General features: G+C 63.1%; 19 protein-coding genes. 14 read left to right on the plus strand and 5 right to left on the minus strand.

Annotation, left to right across the window (positions count from 1 at the left end; genetic code table 11):
• Nucleotides 1-98: 98 nt before the first annotated feature.
• From A4R29_RS07710 to A4R29_RS07745, 8 genes are all read left to right on the plus strand, one after another.
• Entirely contained in the window at nt 99-983 is an 885-nt protein-coding gene (locus tag A4R29_RS07710; RefSeq protein ID WP_027163815.1) for an ABC transporter permease, read from the plus strand.
• Nucleotides 980-1,849 carry an ABC transporter permease gene (locus A4R29_RS07715; RefSeq protein WP_027163814.1) on the plus strand — a complete coding sequence of 290 codons (870 nt, stop codon included), beginning with the start codon at nt 980-982 and terminating at the stop codon, nt 1,847-1,849. The genes A4R29_RS07710 and A4R29_RS07715 overlap by 4 nt, the downstream gene beginning before the upstream one ends.
• Entirely contained in the window at nt 1,834-2,904 is a 1,071-nt protein-coding gene (locus A4R29_RS07720; protein WP_027163813.1) for an ABC transporter substrate-binding protein, read from the plus strand. Before A4R29_RS07715 ends, A4R29_RS07720 begins: the two co-directional genes overlap by 16 nt.
• A 173-nt stretch (nt 2,905-3,077) precedes the next feature.
• Nucleotides 3,078-3,686: a cupin domain-containing protein gene (locus A4R29_RS07725; protein WP_063171630.1), complete on the plus strand. Its 609-nt coding sequence runs from the start codon at nt 3,078-3,080 to the stop codon at nt 3,684-3,686.
• Entirely contained in the window at nt 3,676-4,761 is a 1,086-nt protein-coding gene (locus A4R29_RS07730; RefSeq protein ID WP_027164193.1) for an ABC transporter ATP-binding protein, read from the plus strand. The genes A4R29_RS07725 and A4R29_RS07730 overlap by 11 nt, the downstream gene beginning before the upstream one ends.
• A gap of 566 nt (nt 4,762-5,327) precedes the next feature.
• Entirely contained in the window at nt 5,328-5,543 is a 216-nt protein-coding gene (locus A4R29_RS34990) for a 2'-5' RNA ligase family protein (protein WP_244506924.1), read from the plus strand.
• A gap of 136 nt (nt 5,544-5,679) precedes the next feature.
• Nucleotides 5,680-6,033 carry a nuclear transport factor 2 family protein gene (locus tag A4R29_RS07740; protein WP_013532858.1) on the plus strand — a complete coding sequence of 118 codons (354 nt, stop codon included), beginning with the start codon at nt 5,680-5,682 and terminating at the stop codon, nt 6,031-6,033.
• A gap of 172 nt (nt 6,034-6,205) precedes the next feature.
• A complete protein-coding gene (locus A4R29_RS07745) occupies nt 6,206-6,556 on the plus strand; it encodes an ArsC family reductase (RefSeq protein WP_013532857.1) in 351 nt (116 codons plus the stop codon).
• Between the two features lie 113 nt (nt 6,557-6,669).
• On the opposite strand, the gene A4R29_RS07750 is transcribed toward A4R29_RS07745, so the two are convergent.
• Genes A4R29_RS07750 through A4R29_RS07760 form a run of 3 tightly spaced genes read right to left on the minus strand, consistent with a single transcriptional unit; the run spans nt 6,670 to nt 9,290 of the window.
• Nucleotides 6,670-7,023 (minus strand): DUF488 domain-containing protein, encoded by a 354-nt coding sequence (locus A4R29_RS07750; RefSeq protein WP_063171631.1) that lies wholly within the window; start codon nt 7,021-7,023, stop codon nt 6,670-6,672.
• Nucleotides 7,024-7,044: 21 nt separating this feature from the next.
• On the minus strand, nt 7,045-8,301 hold the full coding sequence (locus A4R29_RS07755) for an aminopeptidase (protein WP_027164189.1): 1,257 nt from the start codon (nt 8,299-8,301) through the stop codon (nt 7,045-7,047).
• Nucleotides 8,298-9,290 (minus strand): LysR substrate-binding domain-containing protein, encoded by a 993-nt coding sequence (locus A4R29_RS07760; RefSeq protein WP_027164188.1) that lies wholly within the window; start codon nt 9,288-9,290, stop codon nt 8,298-8,300. The genes A4R29_RS07755 and A4R29_RS07760 overlap by 4 nt, the downstream gene beginning before the upstream one ends.
• 94 nt (nt 9,291-9,384) lie before the next feature.
• On the opposite strand from A4R29_RS07760, the gene A4R29_RS07765 reads away from it, so the two are divergent.
• The 3 genes from A4R29_RS07765 (at nt 9,385) to sbmA (ending at nt 12,256) form a co-directional block, all read left to right on the plus strand.
• Entirely contained in the window at nt 9,385-9,606 is a 222-nt protein-coding gene (locus A4R29_RS07765) for a hypothetical protein (RefSeq protein ID WP_013532853.1), read from the plus strand.
• Between the two features lie 116 nt (nt 9,607-9,722).
• Nucleotides 9,723-10,883, plus strand: a complete 1,161-nt coding sequence (locus A4R29_RS07770) for a YbfB/YjiJ family MFS transporter (protein WP_032809871.1) — start codon at nt 9,723-9,725, stop codon at nt 10,881-10,883.
• 113 nt (nt 10,884-10,996) lie between these two features.
• Nucleotides 10,997-12,256 carry a peptide antibiotic transporter SbmA gene (gene sbmA, locus A4R29_RS07775; RefSeq protein WP_013532851.1) on the plus strand — a complete coding sequence of 420 codons (1,260 nt, stop codon included), beginning with the start codon at nt 10,997-10,999 and terminating at the stop codon, nt 12,254-12,256.
• A 32-nt stretch (nt 12,257-12,288) separates the two neighbouring features.
• Here the strand turns inward: sbmA and A4R29_RS07780 are convergent, their stop codons facing one another.
• Nucleotides 12,289-13,296, minus strand: coding sequence for a polysaccharide deacetylase family protein (locus A4R29_RS07780; protein WP_082827347.1), 1,008 nt, complete (start codon nt 13,294-13,296; stop codon nt 12,289-12,291).
• Nucleotides 13,297-13,508: 212 nt separating this feature from the next.
• Here A4R29_RS07780 and A4R29_RS07785 point away from each other — a divergent pair, with 212 nt between their 5' ends.
• Together A4R29_RS07785 and der are read left to right on the plus strand one after the other, a co-directional pair.
• Nucleotides 13,509-14,174, plus strand: a complete 666-nt coding sequence (locus A4R29_RS07785; RefSeq protein ID WP_013532849.1) for a tetratricopeptide repeat protein — start codon at nt 13,509-13,511, stop codon at nt 14,172-14,174.
• Nucleotides 14,171-15,604: a ribosome biogenesis GTPase Der gene (gene der / locus A4R29_RS07790; protein ID WP_063171633.1), complete on the plus strand. Its 1,434-nt coding sequence runs from the start codon at nt 14,171-14,173 to the stop codon at nt 15,602-15,604. Before A4R29_RS07785 ends, der begins: the two co-directional genes overlap by 4 nt.
• A gap of 32 nt (nt 15,605-15,636) precedes the next feature.
• On the opposite strand, the gene A4R29_RS07795 is transcribed toward der, so the two are convergent.
• Entirely contained in the window at nt 15,637-16,545 is a 909-nt protein-coding gene (locus tag A4R29_RS07795; protein WP_013532847.1) for a LysR substrate-binding domain-containing protein, read from the minus strand.
• A 119-nt stretch (nt 16,546-16,664) separates the two neighbouring features.
• Here A4R29_RS07795 and A4R29_RS07800 point away from each other — a divergent pair, with 119 nt between their 5' ends.
• Nucleotides 16,665-17,954 (plus strand): MFS transporter, encoded by a 1,290-nt coding sequence (locus tag A4R29_RS07800; protein ID WP_063171634.1) that lies wholly within the window; start codon nt 16,665-16,667, stop codon nt 17,952-17,954.
• Nucleotides 17,955-18,061: the final 107 nt, after the last annotated feature.

The raw sequence follows: 18,061 nt of genomic DNA on the forward strand, positions 1-18,061 counted from the left end.
CGCTTTATCTCCTTGGAGTTCCGTTAGGGGATTCTGCTTGACAGTTTCATGGATATGAAAAACTCTAGGCCAATTTCAAATTTCCAATAGGCAGGTCGATGTCGACCCTAGTTGCAACATCAGCGCCAGAGGCCCGGTCTTCCCAGGGCTTCCGGGTCGCCATGCTGCTGCCGGGCGCGCTGGTCACCTTGCTGCTGATCCTGTTTGCGCTTGGCCTCGTGCTTTTCCTCGCCTTCCGCGGCAATGACGGTTCGCTGCTCGGCGCCGGTTTCACCGTCGCGAACTTCGCCACCGTGGTGTCCGATCCGCTGTACTGGACGGTGACGCTGCGCTCGCTGATCATTGCCGCTCTGGTCACGCTGGCGACGGTCGTCACTGCCTATCCCGTCGCCTACTACCTTGCCTTCCATACCGGCCGGCGGCGCGGCCTGCTGCTGTTCCTGGTGACGCTGCCGTTCTGGACCAGCTATCTCCTGCGCGTCTTCGCCTGGAAGATCGTGCTCGCCTACAATGGCGTTTTGAACTCGGCGCTGATCGAAAGCGGCATCTGGTCCGAGCCGACATTGGCCTTTCTCAACACGCCGGCCGCCGTCGTCGTCACGCTGGCGCACGCCTATGCGCCTTTCGCCATCCTGCCGATCTACGTGGCGCTGGACACCATCCCGAAATCGCTGATCGAGGCCGCTTCCGATCTCGGCGCGCGGCCATTCACCTCTTTCCGCCGGATCGTGCTGCCCAATTCGATGCCGGGCGTGCTGGCGGCAGCCCTCGTCGTCTTCGTGCCGACGGTCGGCGACTATGTCACGCCGGCGCTCGTCGGCGGCCCGGCCAGCACCATGATCGGCACGCTGATCCAGGCGCAATTCGGCAAGGCCAATGACTGGCCGTTTGGCGCAGCACTCTCCGTCGCCGTCATGCTGGTCATCCTGTGCGTGGTGCTGGTCGCCCGCTTCGCCGACCGCAGATTTGGCAGCCGCACATGAGCACTGCACGCACGCAGGGAGGTGGCCGCTGGCTCGGCATGTATGTCGCCGCCTATCTGGTCTTTCTCTATCTGCCGGTGCTGCTGATCCCGCTGTTTTCCTTCAACAACTCGATCCAGGCAGCGTTTCCGCTGCAAGGTTTTACCTTGCAATGGTACGCGACGCTGTTCGGCAATTCGGCGCTGACCGGTGCACTCTTGAACAGCCTCGCCATCGGCGCCATCGCCGCCACGGGTGCGACGCTGTGCGGCATCACCGTATCCTACATGGACCTCTACGGCCGCTCGCCGCTGGCCGCCACCATCAGCGCCATCGCAAGGCTGCCGATCCTGATCCCGGGCGTCATCGTCGGCATATCGCTGCTGATCCTCATCAACCTCGTTGGTCTGGGGCCATCGCGCGTCGCCATCGTTCTCGGCCATATATTGGTGGCGCTGCCGACGACCGTGGTGATCATGCGCAGCCGCTTCGCCGCCATCCCGAAAACCATTCGCGAGGCGGCACTCGATCTCGGCGCCTCCGACTGGACGACCTTCCGGCGGGTCATGCTGCCGCTCAGCCTGCCGGCCATCGTCTCGGCATTCATGCTGGCCTTCCTGATCTCCTTCGATGAATTCATCGTCGTGTTCTTCCTGGCCGGCACCGAGCCGACGCTGCCGCTCTACATCTGGAGCCAACTGCGTTTTCCCCGGTCGCTGCCGACGGTCATGGCGCTCGGCACTTCGATCCTGGCGGTGTCCTTCGTCATCGCTGCAGCAGCTGAAATCCTGCGCCATCGCGGCTTGTCCGCCACGGCGCCAAAGCCCGCGGATCCATCACAACCAAAACAAACCAAGAGAGGAGAACTGCAATGGCATTCGACCTGAAATCGATCTCTGCAAAGACTGTTTGCGCTGGATTGACGGCGTTCGCGCTGGCGCTGTCGTCGACCGTCGCTTTCGCCGGCGACAAGCTGCAATATTTCACCTGGTCGGGCTATGAACTGCCCGACTTCAACAAGAGCTTCCTTGCCGCGCATCCCGATGGCGTCGAGGCCTCGATCTTCGGTGACGACGATGACGCCTTCACCAAGGTCAAGGCCGGCTTCCGCCCAGACATTGCGCATCCCTGCTATGACAAGGTGGCGCGCTGGAACAAGGAAGGCCTGCTGCAGCCGATCGACACCAAGCGCATCAAGAACTGGGACTCGATCTTCCCGGTGTTCAAGAACCTGCCAGACCTGCAGGCTGGCGACGGCAAGGTCTGGATGGTGCCGTGGGACTGGGGCAACACCTCGATCCTCTACCGCACCGATCTGGTGAAGAACCCGGAAGCGAGCTGGAACCTTCTGTGGGACAAGCAGTATGCCGGTCGCATGGCGACGATCGACGCGGTGCATGACACGCCTGTCGTGGCGGCGCTGCTCGCCGGCGTCAATCCGTTCGACATGACGCCGGAGCAAATGGACAAGGTGGCCGAGAAGCTGCGCGAGCAGCGCCCGCTGCTCTCCAACTACACCACCGACATGACCTCCGTCGAACAGGCGCTGGCCAGCGGCCAATTGGTCGCCGCCATGACCTGGAACGCGTCGGCCACCTCGCTCAAGAAGCAGGGCGTGTCGGTCGAGTTCATGAAGCCCAAGGAGGGCATGCTGACTTGGGCCTGCGGCTTCGTGATGCTCAAGGACGCCAAGAATGTCGACCTCGCCTATGATTTCATCAACAGCCGGCTGGAGACGGATTCCGGCAAATACCTGATCGAGGCCTACGGCTATGGCAGCTCGACCAGTTCGGCCTTCGCGGCGGTGCCGAAGGAGGAACTGGAGAAATTGCAGCTGCCGTCCGACCCGGAGGTGATGCTGAAGACCACCATCTTCACCGGACCGATGAAACAGAATGACGACCTCGCCAAGATGTTCGAGAAGGTGAAGGCGGGGGGATAAAGCTCCCCCTTCTCCCCTTGTGGGAGAAGGGGGAGCCGAAGGCGACGGATGAGGGGTGCTCCAGGGAACACCAGCGTCTCACTCCGCTGGAACACCCCTCAACCGTCTCGGCGCTGCGCGCCGATCCACCTTCTCCCACAAGGGGAGAAGGGAAAGCAAACGAGGACGAATGCATGGACATGCTGGATGAAGCGGCTGGGAAGCCGAAGGACGATGCCGACGTTCGCGTCGGCCGGCGCGTGCGGGCGCTGCGGCTGGAGCGCAATCTGTCGCTGGCCGATCTTGCGGCAAAGGCCGGCGTGTCGATCGGTGCATTGAGCCAGATCGAGCGCGGCATGTCCTCGCTGCGCGTCAAGGTGATCTGGCCGCTCGCCGCCGCCCTCGACATCGAGCCGTCGGCGCTGATCGCCGACGGCAGCGACACGGCGAACGACCTCTATTGCGTGCGTGCCGACAAGCGGCGGCAAATCCCGGTGAAATCGGAAGGCATTGCCAAGGCGCTGCTGTCACCGCCGGGCGCGACGCTGACCGGCATGCTGGTGACGGTGGAAGCCGGCGGTGGCACGGCCGAGGCCTATGCGCATGCCGGCCATGAATTCGGCTTCGTGCTGGCCGGTGAGGTCGAACTGGTGGTGGATTCGACGAAATACGGGCTGAAGGCGGGCGACAGCTTTGCCTTCAAGAGCACGCTTTTGCATGCCTTCCGCAATCCGGGCGCCGAGCGTTGCCAGATCCTCTGGGTCAACACCACGAAGCCGTCCGAGGTTCGCGATGGCGCCTGATCCACTCGTCCGGCTGCAGGCGGTCTCGAAGATTTTTCCCGGCGGCATCGTCGGGCTCGACGCCGTCGATCTCGACATTATCAGCGGCGAGTTCATCACGCTGCTCGGGCCGTCGGGTTGCGGCAAGACCACCAGTCTGCGCGTCATCGCCGGTTTCGAAAGCCCGTCGAGCGGCAAGGTGCTGCTAGACGGCCGCGATATCACGGCACTTCGCCCGTTCGACCGGCCGGTCAATACCGTGTTCCAGGACTACGCGCTGTTCCCGCACATGAATGTTGCAGAAAATGTCGGCTTCGGTCTGTCGCTGCGCAAACTGTCTGGAGCCGAACAGGCTAAGCGCACCGGCGAAGCGCTCGACATGGTCGGTCTCGCCGACAAGCTTGGCGCCCGTGTCTCCGAACTGTCTGGCGGCCAGCGCCAACGCGTCGCGCTCGCGCGTGCCATCGTCTGCGAGCCGCGCGTGCTGCTGCTCGACGAGCCGTTGTCGGCGCTCGATGCGCATCTGCGCGAACAGATGCAGGTTGAGCTGAAGCGGCTGCAGTCGCGGCTTGGCACCACCTTCGTCATGGTCACCCACGACCAGACCGAAGCGCTGTCGATTTCCGACCGCATCGTCGTCATGAACAAGGGCCGCATCGAGCAGATCGCACCGCCGGCCACACTTTATGACCGGCCTGCCACGAAGTTTGTGGCGAGCTTCATCGGCACCATGAATCTCCTGCAATCACGGTTTGTCGGCCGCGATGGCGATCGCTTGCGTTTCACCGCCGGCACCCTGCCGCTGGAGGCTATTTCTGAAACCGGCGAGGCACCTGCCGAGGGCGCTACCCGCACCATCGGCGTGCGCCCGGAGGATTTGCTGGCGATGACCGAGGCCGCGCCCGGCACCGCACCGGCGCGCGTCAACAGCGTCGTCTTTCACGGCCGCACGCTGCGCCTGCATGCCGAACTCGGGCAGGGCGCGCCTGTCGTCATCGACGCGCCGCGCCAGGCCGAGGGTTTTCGCTTCCAGGTCGGCGACGTGGCGCATATCAGCCTGCGCCGTGGCGCCAACTGCCCGGTGCTGCCAGGTTAGTTCATCGAACTCTAAAAACCGGAGCCAACTGGGCGATCCACGATTTCCTCGAGGTCGAGGGTATCATCGGCTGCTGGGCGTGAGCTCGAATAGATTCCAGGCTTGACTCAAGGAGAGTGTTCCTGTTTTGTTCCTAAATGGAGCAAAACAGGAGCGTTCTTTGCCGGGCGTGTGCGTATGTATCTGCAAGGCGAATTCGACTATGGACTTCCAGAGCCGCCATGGCGGCCTAAACGGCCCGAGCGCGTGTTCTTCGGTTTGTTTTTGCAGTCTAAGGACCATTCGCGCTTTGCCGATTGTCAAAATCGGCTATGCGGCCAATGCGGGGTAACCGGCGACCAACTGCTACCGGAGCGTTTTCACGTCAGCCTGCAGCATGTCGGTGATTACAAAAGGCTACGGTCCAAAATTCTTTTTGCGGCCGCCCGATCGGGACGGCGCATTGCGATGGCCCCGTTCGAGGTTACCTTCGCTATGCCAGTAGCTTTCCCGGCCGACCGGCGACTAGGGGCAAGCCAGCCAAACACCCTTTCGTGCTTCTCGCCGATGACGGACCGGTTTGTGAGTTGAGCAGGAAGCTCGGCGTCGAAATGCTGCGCGAAGGCCTCAAGGCGTCAGATGGTTTCGTTCCGCATCTGACGCTTGCATATGACCGAAAACTTGTCCCCAAACAGCCTATGGGCCCAATCAGCTTTGTTGCACGAGAGTTCGTCCTTGTGCACAGCTTGCGCGGACTGAAGAAGTACGTTTTCCCGGAATATTGGCCGCTGAGCGCGATGTGATGTGCTCACATCGTCGTCACATACTCCGAGCGATATCCATCATCCTGACATGGCTTGTCAGCTACCCCGTGGTCCGACGATGGCAGGCCAGCGAGTCGTTGCCTATTTGCAGTGCGTCTGAACAGGAGGAACGCAAATGACCATCGCGGAAATTGCCAAGGATTTTACCGAGCTGCTCAAGCAGGGCGAGAACGAAGCTGCCGCCGAGAAGTACAATTCCGACGATATCGTGAGCTACGAAGCCATGGAGGGGCCGATGGCCATCTCCCGTGGCAAGGAGGCTCTCAGGCAGAAGGGCCAGTGGTGGCAGGAGAACAATGAAGTCCATGGCGGCTCTGTCGAAGGCCCCTATGTCAATGGCGACCAGTTCGCGGTGCGCTTCAAGTTCGACATAACGCCCAAGGCTACCGGCGAGCGTGTCACCATGGATGAAGTTGGCCTCTACACGGTCAAAAACGGCAAGATCACCGAAGAGCGCTTCTATTATTGAGGCCGGCCCCCGGCTTCCGGCTCACATCGCTGCTGCATGATCTGGAGGTTAGACGGCCAGGACATTGTTCTGGCCGTCATGTGGAACGGAGATATGGCAACGGCTCTGGCAAAGCGGAAAGGGTGGTTTAGTCTGTGGAACGGATTCGACAGTCAGCCAAGGAAGCACGCTTTTGACGATCACCATGTATGGCATCACCACTTGCGACACTGTCAGGAAGGCGCGCGTCTGGCTGGAAGGCCATGACGTAGCCTACCGGTTTCACGATTTCAGGGCCGAGGGACTGGACGCGAAGCGGCTGGATGGTTGGGCGGGCAAGGTCGGCTGGGAAAAGCTGCTCAACAAGGCGAGCACGACGTTCCGCGAGCTGCCGGACAAGGAAAAGCAGGGTCTCGACGAGAAGAGCGCCAAGGCGCTGATGCTGGCCAAGCCGACCATGATCAAGCGGCCGGTGCTGGAAGTAGGCGACCGGGTTATGGTCGGGTTCAAGGCTGATGTCTATGAGGCGGCGGTGGGGAAGTAGAGCTGCCTCTCGTTCCACGGTGTTCCGTGGCGCCCCCCTCTGTCCTGCCGGACATTTCCGGCAGGACAGAGGGGGGGCGCTGGCCCGCCGGCTTTCGAAGGTTCCGAGTGCCCTCAACCCGCGCGCAGATAGCCCGCCAGCGCCACCGCATTGTTATGCGCCTCGTCATGCGCGCCGTAGAGCAGCGTCACCTTGCCGTTACCCAGCAGGCCTCGCAACTGCGTCACCGCCGCGCCATTCCCATCCAGCTCAGCGCCATACCGCTCCTGAAATTCCGCCCAGCGCGCCGCCTCGTGTCCGAACCACTTTCGCAGCTCGTCGCTCGGCGCGATGTCCTTCAACCACAGCGTCAGCGCGGCGTCTTGCTTGCTGACGCCGCGCGGCCAGATGCGGTCGACCAGAACCCGCTGCCCGTCCTCGGCAGCGGGCGGCTCGTAGATACGCTTGACCGCGATGTTGAAGGCCATCACACCTCTCGGCTGGAACCCTCACGCCCACTCGCCCTTGCGCATGACAGGCACGCGGGCGCCGTCCTTGTGGACGCCATCGATGTCGATCTTGTCCGAGCCGATCATCCAGTCGATGTGGATGAAGCTCTTGTTGCCGCCGCGCGCGGCGATCTCGTCCTGGCTGAGCGAGGCGCCGTCGACGAAGCACTTCGAATAGCATTGGCCGAGCGCGATGTGGCAGGCGGCGTTCTCGTCGAACAGCGTGTTGAAGAACAACAGGCCGCTGGCTGAGATCGGCGAGGAATGCGGCACCAGCGCCACTTCGCCGAGGCGGCGCGCGCCCTCGTCGGTATCGAGCACCTTTTTCAGCACATCCTCGCCCTTCGAAGCCTTGGCCTCGACGATCCTGCCTTCTTCGAAACGCACCGAAATGTCGTCGATCAGCGTGCCCTGGTAGGACAGCGGCTTGGTCGAGGAGACATGGCCTTCGACCCGCCTCGCATGCGGCGTGGTGAAGACCTCCTCGGTCGGGATGTTGGGGTTGCAGGTGATGCCGTTCTTGGCGGTCGAGGCGCCGCCCATCCATTCATGGCCGTCCGCCAGTCCAACCGTCAGGTCGGTGCCCGGTCCGGTGAAGTGCAGCGCATGGAAATTATGGCCGTTGAGCCATTCTGTGCGGCTGCGAAGCGCCGCGTTGTGCGCCTTCCAGTTGCCGATCGGGTCCTCCACATCGACCCGCGACGCGGCGAAGATGGCATCGGCGAGTTTCACGACCGCAACATCGTCGGCATCGCCGGGGAAGACCTGTTTGGCCCAGGCGAGGTCCGGATAGGCAACGATGTTCCAATTGATGTCGAAGCCGGTGATCTTTTCCAACGCCGGCTGATAAGCCATCGAATTGGCCTTGTTGGCGCGCGCCACTTTCGCCGGATCCTGTGCGGAGAGCAGCGACGGATCCTCGCCGCGCACCGCAAGCCTGGCCGCATTGTTGGAGAAGGCCTTCGCCATGCCTTCATAGAGCCAGCCGGCGGCGCGGTCGAAACCGGCATCGGCGCCGAAGCGGTAGCGCGCCAGCGTCATCTCGTCATCGTTGAAGATCGGCGTCACCAGGCCGGCGCCGGCCTTGTAGGCATGCTCGACGATCCGCCTGGTTAGCGGCAGTGCCGCGATCGATGACGTCAGCACCAGATCCTGCCCTGGCTGCAATTGCAGCCCGACCTTGATGGCGACTTCCGCCAGCCTGTCGAGCTTCACCGGGTCGATCGATGCGGAAACGCCGCGCGAATGTGTGGTCATGATCCTGCCTGTCGTAGTTTGATGTCCGACCTATCATAGAGCGGCGGCGCGGCGCTTTCCACCGCGATCGCGCCGGCGGGTTTTGGGTTTGCGGACCCGAACCGCGCCATGGTTGCTTCGATCTCTTCCCTGATCCAGATCTTGAAATCCCGGACCTTGCGGCTTTCCGCCTTGACGGACGAGGTCACCAGCCAATAGCCGAGCCCGCTCTGGGCGCGGATGCCGAAAGGCGCCACCAGCCGCCCGTCGGCCAGCGCATCCGCGGCGAGCAATTGCCAGCCCAGCATCACGCCATGGCCGGCAATCGCCGATTCCAGGCACAGCATCGGGTCGGTGAAACGCGCACCCTTGAGGAAGCTGACAGGTGGGACGCCGGCCGTCTCGAACCAGCTTTCCCAGTTGATCATTGCCCGCTCGTCGGTGATCGCGCAGGTCTGGGCAAGGTCCTCGATCGACTTCAGTTTTTGGGCAATCGCCGGCGCGCAGACCGGGAAGACTTCCTGCGCCAAGAGCAGTTCCGTGCGCCCGCCCGGCCATTTGCCGTCGCCAAGCCGGATGGCGATGTCGATGTCTGAGTGATCGAGATTGGCCAGCCGCACCGAAGCGTCGATGCGCAGCAGCACGTTGGGATGCCGGTCGAAGTGGCGAGATAGTCTGGGCAACAGCCACTTCGAGGCAAAGGCCGGCGCCACCGAAACCACCAATGTGCATTGCGTAGCCTCGTCGGCCAGCGCCACGGCCTGGGAAAGCTCACGAAATCCAGCACCAAGGCGGGCCGCGAAGACGGCGCCGAATTCGGTCAGCACCAGACCGCTCGCCGTTCGCTCGAACAGCGCCTGGCCGAGCTGTTTTTCGGTACGGCTTATCTGCTGGCTGACGGCGCTGACGGAAACGTTGAGCTCACCGGCGGCCGCCGCCAGCGATCCGAGACGGGCAACGGTTTCGACGGCGCGCAGGCCGTTGAGGTGGACGCGATTGAGCATGGCCATTGAGTTTTTCTAAACTGATCCGGCTGAAATCTCAATTGAAAGGCATGTCGAAACGGCGGATTTTATCGGAAGAGACAGACCTGTGGAGCCGGAAATGCTGAGGATCTTGTCGTCGTCGCTGAAGGTCTTTTTCGCTGCGAGTACGCCGTATGAGCCGCACCCGGACAGCGAAACGCAGAGATGGCTGACCGATCCGCTTTCGCATCCGATGCTGAACACCATGTCGGAGCGCGAACTGGGCGATGTGCCGTTCAGGCTGACGGCACGGCGGACAGTGCACGAGACGGCCCCGTTGCACGCCGGCGGCCGCTGCTGAGCAGGCGCCAAGCGTTCCGGCTTGAGGAAAGTCGAGGCGAGCACCACGTCCCGCGCACGCGCTGGCCCAACAGATGGCGATTGTTTCAGCGACCCCTGCACTTATTGTGCAGTGCAATGACATCAGCCACCTCGACAGCGCTGCGTTTCGCCTTCGCCGGCATGATTGCCATGGCGGTTGCCATGGGCATCGGCCGTTTCGTCTACACGCCGATCCTGCCCGGCATGATGCAGGAATTGCATCTGTCGCCTGCCGATGCCGGTTGGATCGCGTCGGCCAATTATCTCGGTTATCTCGTCGGCGCGTTGGCAGCGGCGGGCGGCTGGGCGCATGGGCGCGAGCGCCTGCTGATGCTGGCGGGGCTTGGCGCCAGTACGGTCCTTGCCGCGCTGATGGGGCTGACCGAAGCGATGGCGGCCTTTCTCGCTATCCGCTTTCTGGCCGGTCTGGCCAGCGCCTTCGTCATGGTGTTCATGGCCAGCATCGTTTTCAGCCACATCGCGGCTGCCGGTCGCAACGACCTGCAGGCCTGGCATTTCGGCGGCGTCGGGCTCGGCATAGCGGCATCGGCGGCGATGATGGCGGTGCTGGTCGCCGAGCATTCGGGCTGGGCTGCAGGCTGGCTGTGGTCGGCGGCGATTTCGGCCTGTGGTTTCGTCCTCGTTGCGCTGTTGGCCAATGAGGGTCCGCTCGGCAACGGCGAAGTCACCCGCGAGCCGGCACTGCGGATGGACCGGTCGTTGGTCAAGGTCATCGTCGCCTACGGCCTGTTCGGCTTTGGCTATGTGGTGACGGCGACATTCCTGGTCGCCATCGTCCGGCAAGGCGGCGGCAGCCGCGTCTTCGAGGCCATGGTGTGGATGGTCGCCGGTCTTGCGGGCTTTCCCTCAGTCTGGCTCTGGCAGAAGGTCGCGGCCCGCACCGGCCTCTATGCCGCCTATGCGCTGGCGTGCTTCATCGAAGTTGCCGGCGTCACCGCCAGCGTCGCCATCGGCGGCGCCACCGGGCCGCTGCTTTCCGGCGTGCTGCTCGGTGGCACCTTCATTGCCATCACCGCATTTGGCCTGCAGGCCGCCCGGCAGCAGGCGCCAAGCGCGCCGCGGCGGATATTCGCCCTGATGACGGCTGCGTTCGGCCTTGGCCAGATCATCGGGCCGGTCGCCGCCGGGTTTCTGGCGCAGATGTCCGGCGATTTCTTCCTCGCCTCGATCACAGCCGCGATCGTGCTGGTCGTCTCCGGCGCCATCACATGGTCGGCTGCGCCAAAATCGCCATGATTGTGGGCTTGCTGTGCCGGGCATCGGGCACGGGCATTTTCTTTCCCACTAATGTGTGACTTTATGCCCGCTGTCGTCAGCTGATTTGCGCCTAGATCGAGGAATTCGCCACAGTGTTCGTATCCTTTTTCCCGCAGCCGAAGCTGTTCTTCACTTCGGCCGCCGTCTGGAGCCTTGCGGCGATCCTGTTCTGGTTCTTCGGTGGTGAACAATTAGGTACGGTTTTCGGATTGCCGCCCGCCGCGGCCGGCGCGCCGCCCATCATCGGCATCGCCATCCTCGTATCGAAGCCGTTCCTCTGGTTCTATCTCTATTTCGCGTTCTGCGTGCTCGTCTTCTACGCATTCTGGAGCTGGTATTCGCCGCATCCGTGGCAACGCTGGTCGATCCTGATGACCGCGGTCATTCTGTTCTTCATCTATTTCAATGTGCAGGTCAGTGTCGCCGTCAACGCCTGGTATGGGCCTTTCTTCGACTATGTGCAGGGCCTGATGTCGGGGACTGGAAAGTCGACCAACAGCGAATTTTATATCGGATTGGCTGATTTTTCGTGGCTCGCCCTGGTCGGCATGAATGTGCAGGTGGTCAACGCCTTCATCGTCAGTCACTGGATCTTCCGTTGGCGCACGGCGATGAACAACTACTTCGTCGAGAATTGGGGCAGGCTACGCCACATCGAGGGTGCCTCGCAGCGCATCCAGGAAGACACGATGCGGTTCTCGCAGATCATGGAAGATCTCGGCTCCAGCTTCGTCCAGTCGATTATGACGTTGATCGCATTCCTGCCGGTCATGATCCAGTTGCAGGCCCATATCACCGAGTTGCCGATTATCGGCGCGATTCCACAGCCATTGGTTGTCGCAGCCCTTGCCTGGTGTCTGTTCGGGACGATCTCGGTCATGGTTGCAGGTCTGAAACTTCCAGGGCTGCAGTTCCGCAACCAGCGCGTTGAGGCAGCCTACCGCAAGGAACTCGTCTACGGCGAGGATCACGCGGACCGGGCCCAGCCGGCCACCACGGCCGAGCTGTTCGAGAATGTTCGCCACAATTATTTCAGGCTCTATTTCCACTACATCTATTTCAACGTCGTCCGTTACACCTACCTGCAGGCCGACAACATTTTCTCGCTGCTGATCCTCGGTCCCTCGCTGGTGGCGCACAAGATCACGTTCGGCGCGCTGAACCAGATTTCGAACGCATTCGGCAAGGTGACCGGTTCACTGCAGTTTCTGCTCACCTCCTGGTCGACCATCGTCGAGCTGCAATCGGTCCACAAGCGCCTGCGCGCCTTCGAGGCGACGCTGCAAGGCGAGCCGCTGCCCGATATCGACCAGCGCTATCTGGCAAGGCAGGGCGCTGAGGATCCGGCCTAAAGATCGAGGTTGGAAACGAACCGGTTGGCGGCTCAGCCGCCGACTGAGACCTGCCTCTGGCCGGCATCCTGCCGCGAAACATAGTCGCGAAAACTGATGCATTCGACATCGGCCTTGACACAGACATCGCCGGCAAAACGCTCCAGCGCGTTCCAGTAGGCGCCGTCATTCATCAGCGCGAAGTGGAAGCCGAGCTCCAGCGGAATGCGCTTGCCGGCATACTGCTTGTCGAAGGCGGCGCGGAAGGCATCATAGGTCCGGTTGGCGAACTCGCCCGCTTGGCTTGGCCGTTCGAAGCCGCCGGAATGTCTGACATAGAGATTGTAGTCCATGGCGATCACCGGCCGTGACTTCGGTCCTTCTGGAATCTGCGGCAGCGAAAAGTGCATGACGCCGTTGCTGGCCGTCGGTCGGGCGGGGCCCTGCGAGACGCCGCTGGCGTCGAATTGATAGCCGGCGGCCGGCAGCGCTTCATAGAGCGCCTTGCCCGTCGACAGATACGGCGCGCGAAAACCGACAACCGCATGCCGTGCGAAATCGCGCCAGCCCTCAGGCTCGGGCGCAATGCCGTTGATGGCATAGGCGTTCTCGAGAATGTGCTCGAACGAACCGAACTCTTTCAGCCAGTCGGCCTTGCTCCAGTCCTTGCCGTCGAAATGGCCGCAGCCATGGCTGGCGATGTCGTGGCCCTCATGCGCGGCAAGCCCGATCTGCTCGAGCCGGTCGGTGACTTCCTGTTTCGAGGCGGCAAAGCCGATATTGGATTTCCCGGCGCTTCTGCCGGGTGCGGTGTATTCCTTGCGTGTTTCCGTCGACAGCAGGAAGACGCAGGACAGAAAATAGGTGAAATGTGCCCCGGTGCGCTCAGCCAGTGCTCGACTGCGCTTCCACTGCGAAATGTCGCGGGCGCTGTCGAACGAGATGATGACGACCTGCTTGGGCTTTGCCGGCATCGGTGGCGCGGGCGGGTCGGCCAGAGCCACGCCGGCAGTGACGAGCGCGGCAAGCGAAAACGCAACAACGCGGAACGGACGAAGCATAGGAATCTGATCTTAACTCGGGGAACGTCTGCAAGCCGGCTATCGCCTAAATGTGGCGCGGGTGCGATGGGCCTCTTCGGCTGCTCGTCCGGGGCAAACATCCGTTTGCCCCGGACAATAGCGATTTTCCGGTTGAACCCCTTCCATGCCGGCAAAATTTCGCTAAAACGCGGGCTGACAAAGGCCCGACCGGGCAGGAATGGTTTGATTTGATGTCCGACGACAGTTTTATCCGTGAAGTCAACGACGAGATCCGTCGCGAACAGGCGCAGGCGCTGTGGGACCGTTTTGGCCCAGCCCTGATTGTCGTTGCGATCCTCGTGGTGCTCGGCACCGCAGCCTTCGTCGGCTATCGCTATTGGGACGAGACGCGCGCCAACCGCTCGGGCGATGCGTTCTCGCAGGCGCTGAAGCTTGCCAATGACGGCAAGAACGATGAGGCGCTGACCGCGCTCGATCAGTTGGAGAAGGATGGCTACGGCGCCTATCCGCTGCTCGCACGCATGCGCGGCGCGACCGTCAAGGCGAACAAGGGCGACGTTCCCGCCGCCGTCAAGGATTTCGACGAAGTCGCCGCCGACACGGCCATTCCCCAGAGCATTCGCGACATGGCGCGGCTGCGGGCAGCGCTGCTGCTCGTCGACCATGGCTCGTTCGCCGACGTGTCCAGCCGTGTCGAAGCGCTGACATCCGACACCAACACGCTGCGCCACACGGCGCGCGAGGCGCTCGGCCTTTCCGCCTGGAAGGAAGGCAAGACGCAGGACGCGCTGAAACTGTTCGACCAGATCGCCGCCGATGACGGCGCCCCGCGCAACACCCGCGAGCGCGCAACGTTGATGTCCGAGCTGATCCGCGGGTCGGGCAGTGCGTCGTGACCTTCAAAGTCGCCATCATCGGCAGACCTAACGTCGGCAAATCGACTCTCTTCAATCGGCTGGTGGGAAGAAAGCTGGCGCTTGTCGACGACACGCCGGGCGTCACCCGCGACCGTCGCGTCCACGCCGCCAAGCTCTACGACCTGCATTTCGATGTCATCGACACCGCCGGCTTCGAGGACGCTGGTGCCTCGACCTTGCCCGGCCGCATGCGTGCGCAGACCGAGATCGCTATCCGCGAGGCCGACCTGATCTTCTTCACCATCGATGCCAAGTCCGGCCTTTTGCCTGACGACAGGACCTTCGCCGAGATCGTGCGCAAGTCCGGCAAGCCGGTCGTGCTGGTCGCCAACAAGGCCGAGGCGAAGGGCGCCCAGGGCGGTATGCTGGAAGCCTGGGAGCTCGGCCTTGGCGAGCCGATCCCGGTTTCGGCCGAGCATGGCCAGGGCATGCCCGATTTGCGCGACGCCGTGATCGGCGCGCTCGGCGAAGCGCGCGCCTTCGGCGAAGACGAAGATGGCGAAGACGAAGAGATCGCTGCCGGCGAGGTGCTGATCGGCGAGGATATCGCCGATCCGGATGCCGAGCACACCTATGACGACACCAAACCGATGCGCATCGCCGTCGTCGGCCGTCCCAATGCCGGCAAGTCGACGCTGATCAACGCGCTGATCGGCGAAGAGCGGCTGCTCACCGGACCGGAAGCCGGCATCACCCGTGATTCGATCTCGGTCGATTGGGATTGGCATGGCCGCCGCCTGAAGCTGTTCGATACGGCCGGCATGCGCCGCAAGGCCAGGATTCACGAAAAGCTCGAAGTGATGTCGGTGCAGGACGGCCTGCGCGCCATCCGCTTCGCCGAGATCGTCATCATCGTGCTCGACGCCACCATTCCCTTCGAGAAGCAGGATCTGCAGATCGCCGACCTGATCATCAGGGAGGGCCGGGCGCCGGTGATCGCCTTCAACAAATGGGACCTGATCGACCATCCCCAGGAGCTTCTGGCCGAACTGCGCGAGAAGACGGAACGGCTTCTTCCCCAGGCGCGCGGCCTGCAGGCCGTACCTGTCTCCGGCGAGACGGGGCGCGGCCTCGACAAGCTGATGGATGCCGTCATCAGGACCCACAAGGTATGGAACAGCCGCGTCTCGACTGGCAAGCTCAACCGCTGGCTGGAAGGCATCCTGGCACACCATCCGCCGCCTGCCGTGGCAGGGCGCCGGCTGAAGGTCAAATACGTCACCCAGGCCAAGACCCGGCCGCCGGGTTTCATTGTCCAGTGCTCGCGGCCCGATGCGATGCCGCAATCCTATGTCCGCTATCTCTCCAACAGCCTGCGCGAAGCCTTCGACATGCCCGGCGTGCCGATCCGCATCGCGCTGCGTACGTCGGACAATCCATTCGCCGGCAGGTCGAACAAGCGTAAATAAGCGGTCGGGCGCTGGATACCTGTTCCGGCTGTCTAAGCGACCTCCTTCAACCGCTCGTCCCGTGGCAGCGCCTGCAAAGCCGCCTGCAGCAATATGTCGGCCAGCCGCGCTGCCACCGGATCCAGTTCAGCATCCTTCTGGTGCAGCACCAACGCCATTTTGGGCAATGCCGGCAGCCCGGCGATCTCCGGCGTCATCGCGCTGACGCTGGCCGGCAGGCCGATGTCGGTGCGGATTGTCAGCCCCAGCCCCGCCGCCACGGCTGCCCAGATGCCGCCAAGGCTCGGGCTGGAAAAGGCCATCCGCCACGACAGGCCGGCGCGGTCGAGCGTTTCGGTTGCCACCGTGCGCAGAAGGCATGGCGCTTCGAGCGCCACCAGCGGCAGCGGCTCACTGTTGCGCAGGCTGGTCTCGATACGCTTTGCCGGCCCGATCCAGCGCATCGGCACATCGGCGACATGCTGGCTGTAGGGCAGCGTTTCGCCGCAGTGCCAGGCGAGCGCGATATCGAGGCTGCCTGACAGGACCCTTTCGGCAAGGTCGTGGCTGCGTGCGATCCTGGCTTCGATCTTCACCTTGGGGTGCGCCCGGGCAAATCGGCCGAGCACGTCCGGCAGCACCGCCTCGCCGAAATCTTCCTGCAAGCCGAGCCGTACCCAGCCTTCCAGCTCGACACCGTGGATGGCGGATGCTGCCTCGTCGTTCAACTCGATCAGCCTGCGCGCATAGCCGAGCATGGTCTCGCCGGCCTCGGTCAAAGCGAGGCCCCGTCCTGATTTGCGGAAGATCGGCGTCGCCGCCTGTTCTTCCAGTTTCTTTAATTGCGCGCTGACCGCCGACGTCGACCGGCCAAGCCGGTCAGCGGCCTTGGCAAAGCTACCCAGCTCCATGCCGGTGACGAAACTGCGCAGGACGTCGAGGTCGAATGTCACGCGTCGCATGTTGGAAGTCCCGATTTTCAGGATTGTAAGTTCAAAACTTCCTGATTTTCAGGATGAAATTATAGCGGTAGGGACAGATCGTCAAGGCCGGACCGCTGGCCAGCACGGGAAATGAAGTCATGTCCGCCATTGTCAATTGCACCGACCGGCAGCCGTCGGAACTTCTGGAAGATACCGGTTCCACCGGAAGGGTGTTCACGCCGGGCCATCGCTGGAAAGTCCTGGGCATCGGCGTTGCCGCCAATGCCGCCTTCTCGGCTACGTTCTCCGGCATCCCGGCGACGGCGGTCGTTCTTCGCCAGGGCTATCACCTAGGCAATGCCGAGCTCGGCCTGGCGCTCGGCCTTCTCGGGCTTGGGGTCGCGCTCAGCGAACTGCCCTGGGGTCTGCTCACCGATCGCTGGGGCGACCGCCGCGTGCTGTTGATCGGGCTCGGCGCGACGGCGGCGTGGCTCCTGGTCATGGCGATGCTGGTCGTGCCGACAAAGGCCGGCACTCCCGATGTCACGCTGCTCTCCGCGAGCCTATTCATCACCGGATTGCTCGGCGGCAGCGTCAACGGTTCGAGCGGCCGCGCCATTGTGGGCTGGTTCCGGGAAAACGAGCGCGGCTTCGCCATGAGCATCAGGCAGACGGCGGTGCCGCTTGGCGGCGGCCTTGGCGCGCTCGTGCTGCCCTCGCTTGCGCTGGCTTTCGGCTTTGCCGCGGTGTTCGGGGTCCTGGCGGGTGCATCCGCTCTGTCTGCCCTGTTCGCCTGGCGCTGGCTGCACGAGCCGCCGACGGCAGGCGAGGGCCATCCCGCTTCGGCTGTGGCCGGACCGGCGCCGCTGCGCAATCGCGACGTCTGGCGTATCGCGACCGCCATCGGCCTGCTCTGTTTTCCGCAGGTGGCCGTGCTCACCTTCGCCTCCGTGTTCCTGCATGATTTCGTTGGGTTGGGAACGGCGGCAATCAGTGCCAGCCTCGCCGCGGTGCAGATCGGCGCCATGGTCATGCGCATCTGGAGCGGCCGCTTCACCGACCGTCACGGCAACCGCCGCCAATTTCTTCGCTTGTGCAGCGCGTTCAGCGCCCTTGCCTTCGCCATGCTTTGGCTGCTCGTCCTGTTCGGCCCAACCATTCCGGGCGGCCAGCTCATCTGGTCGGCGGTTCTTCCGGTCGTGCTTATTGTCGCAGGCATCTCTGTCTCCGCCTGGCACGGCGTCGCCTACACCGAGCTTGCCACCCTTGCCGGCGCCGGCCATGTCGGAACCGCGCTCAGCCTTGCCAACACCTTTGTTTTCGTCGGCTTCTTCCTGGTGCCGGTGGCCATTCCGGGGCTCTTGCACCTCTGGTCCTGGTCCGGCGTCTGGCTGGCGGCCGCCATCTGCGCGCTGATCGCCCGGCCGATCTTCCTGCGCCCGGCCTGAATGGTCGGCCGCAAAATCGCCCGACTTCGCAACCACGACCTCGGGCCGACCGGGAAAACCCGATCGAATCCGTTAACGTCCCATCAAGGTTAATGCATCATTTTGCT

It is taken from the genome of Mesorhizobium ciceri biovar biserrulae, assembly GCF_001618845.1.
Classification (GTDB): Bacteria; Pseudomonadota; Alphaproteobacteria; order Rhizobiales; family Rhizobiaceae; genus Mesorhizobium; species Mesorhizobium ciceri.

Coding starts and splice junctions, on each gene's coding strand:
- A4R29_RS07760 (WP_027164188.1), bottom strand. CDS start 9,290: ATGGCCATGCTCAATCGCGTCCACCTCAACGGCCTGCGCGCCGTCGAA.
- A4R29_RS07800 (WP_063171634.1), top strand. CDS start 16,665: ATGTCCGCCATTGTCAATTGCACCGACCGGCAGCCGTCGGAACTTCTG.
- A4R29_RS07715 (WP_027163814.1), top strand. CDS start 980: ATGAGCACTGCACGCACGCAGGGAGGTGGCCGCTGGCTCGGCATGTAT.
- A4R29_RS07785 (WP_013532849.1), top strand. CDS start 13,509: ATGTCCGACGACAGTTTTATCCGTGAAGTCAACGACGAGATCCGTCGC.
- A4R29_RS07770 (WP_032809871.1), top strand. CDS start 9,723: ATGACATCAGCCACCTCGACAGCGCTGCGTTTCGCCTTCGCCGGCATG.
- A4R29_RS07725 (WP_063171630.1), top strand. CDS start 3,078: ATGGACATGCTGGATGAAGCGGCTGGGAAGCCGAAGGACGATGCCGAC.
- A4R29_RS07755 (WP_027164189.1), bottom strand. CDS start 8,301: ATGACCACACATTCGCGCGGCGTTTCCGCATCGATCGACCCGGTGAAG.
- A4R29_RS07720 (WP_027163813.1), top strand. CDS start 1,834: ATGGCATTCGACCTGAAATCGATCTCTGCAAAGACTGTTTGCGCTGGA.
- A4R29_RS07740 (WP_013532858.1), top strand. CDS start 5,680: ATGACCATCGCGGAAATTGCCAAGGATTTTACCGAGCTGCTCAAGCAG.
- A4R29_RS07730 (WP_027164193.1), top strand. CDS start 3,676: ATGGCGCCTGATCCACTCGTCCGGCTGCAGGCGGTCTCGAAGATTTTT.
- A4R29_RS07795 (WP_013532847.1), bottom strand. CDS start 16,545: ATGCGACGCGTGACATTCGACCTCGACGTCCTGCGCAGTTTCGTCACC.
- A4R29_RS07710 (WP_027163815.1), top strand. CDS start 99: ATGTCGACCCTAGTTGCAACATCAGCGCCAGAGGCCCGGTCTTCCCAG.
- A4R29_RS07750 (WP_063171631.1), bottom strand. CDS start 7,023: ATGGCCTTCAACATCGCGGTCAAGCGTATCTACGAGCCGCCCGCTGCC.
- A4R29_RS07780 (WP_082827347.1), bottom strand. CDS start 13,296: ATGCTTCGTCCGTTCCGCGTTGTTGCGTTTTCGCTTGCCGCGCTCGTC.
- A4R29_RS07765 (WP_013532853.1), top strand. CDS start 9,385: ATGCTGAGGATCTTGTCGTCGTCGCTGAAGGTCTTTTTCGCTGCGAGT.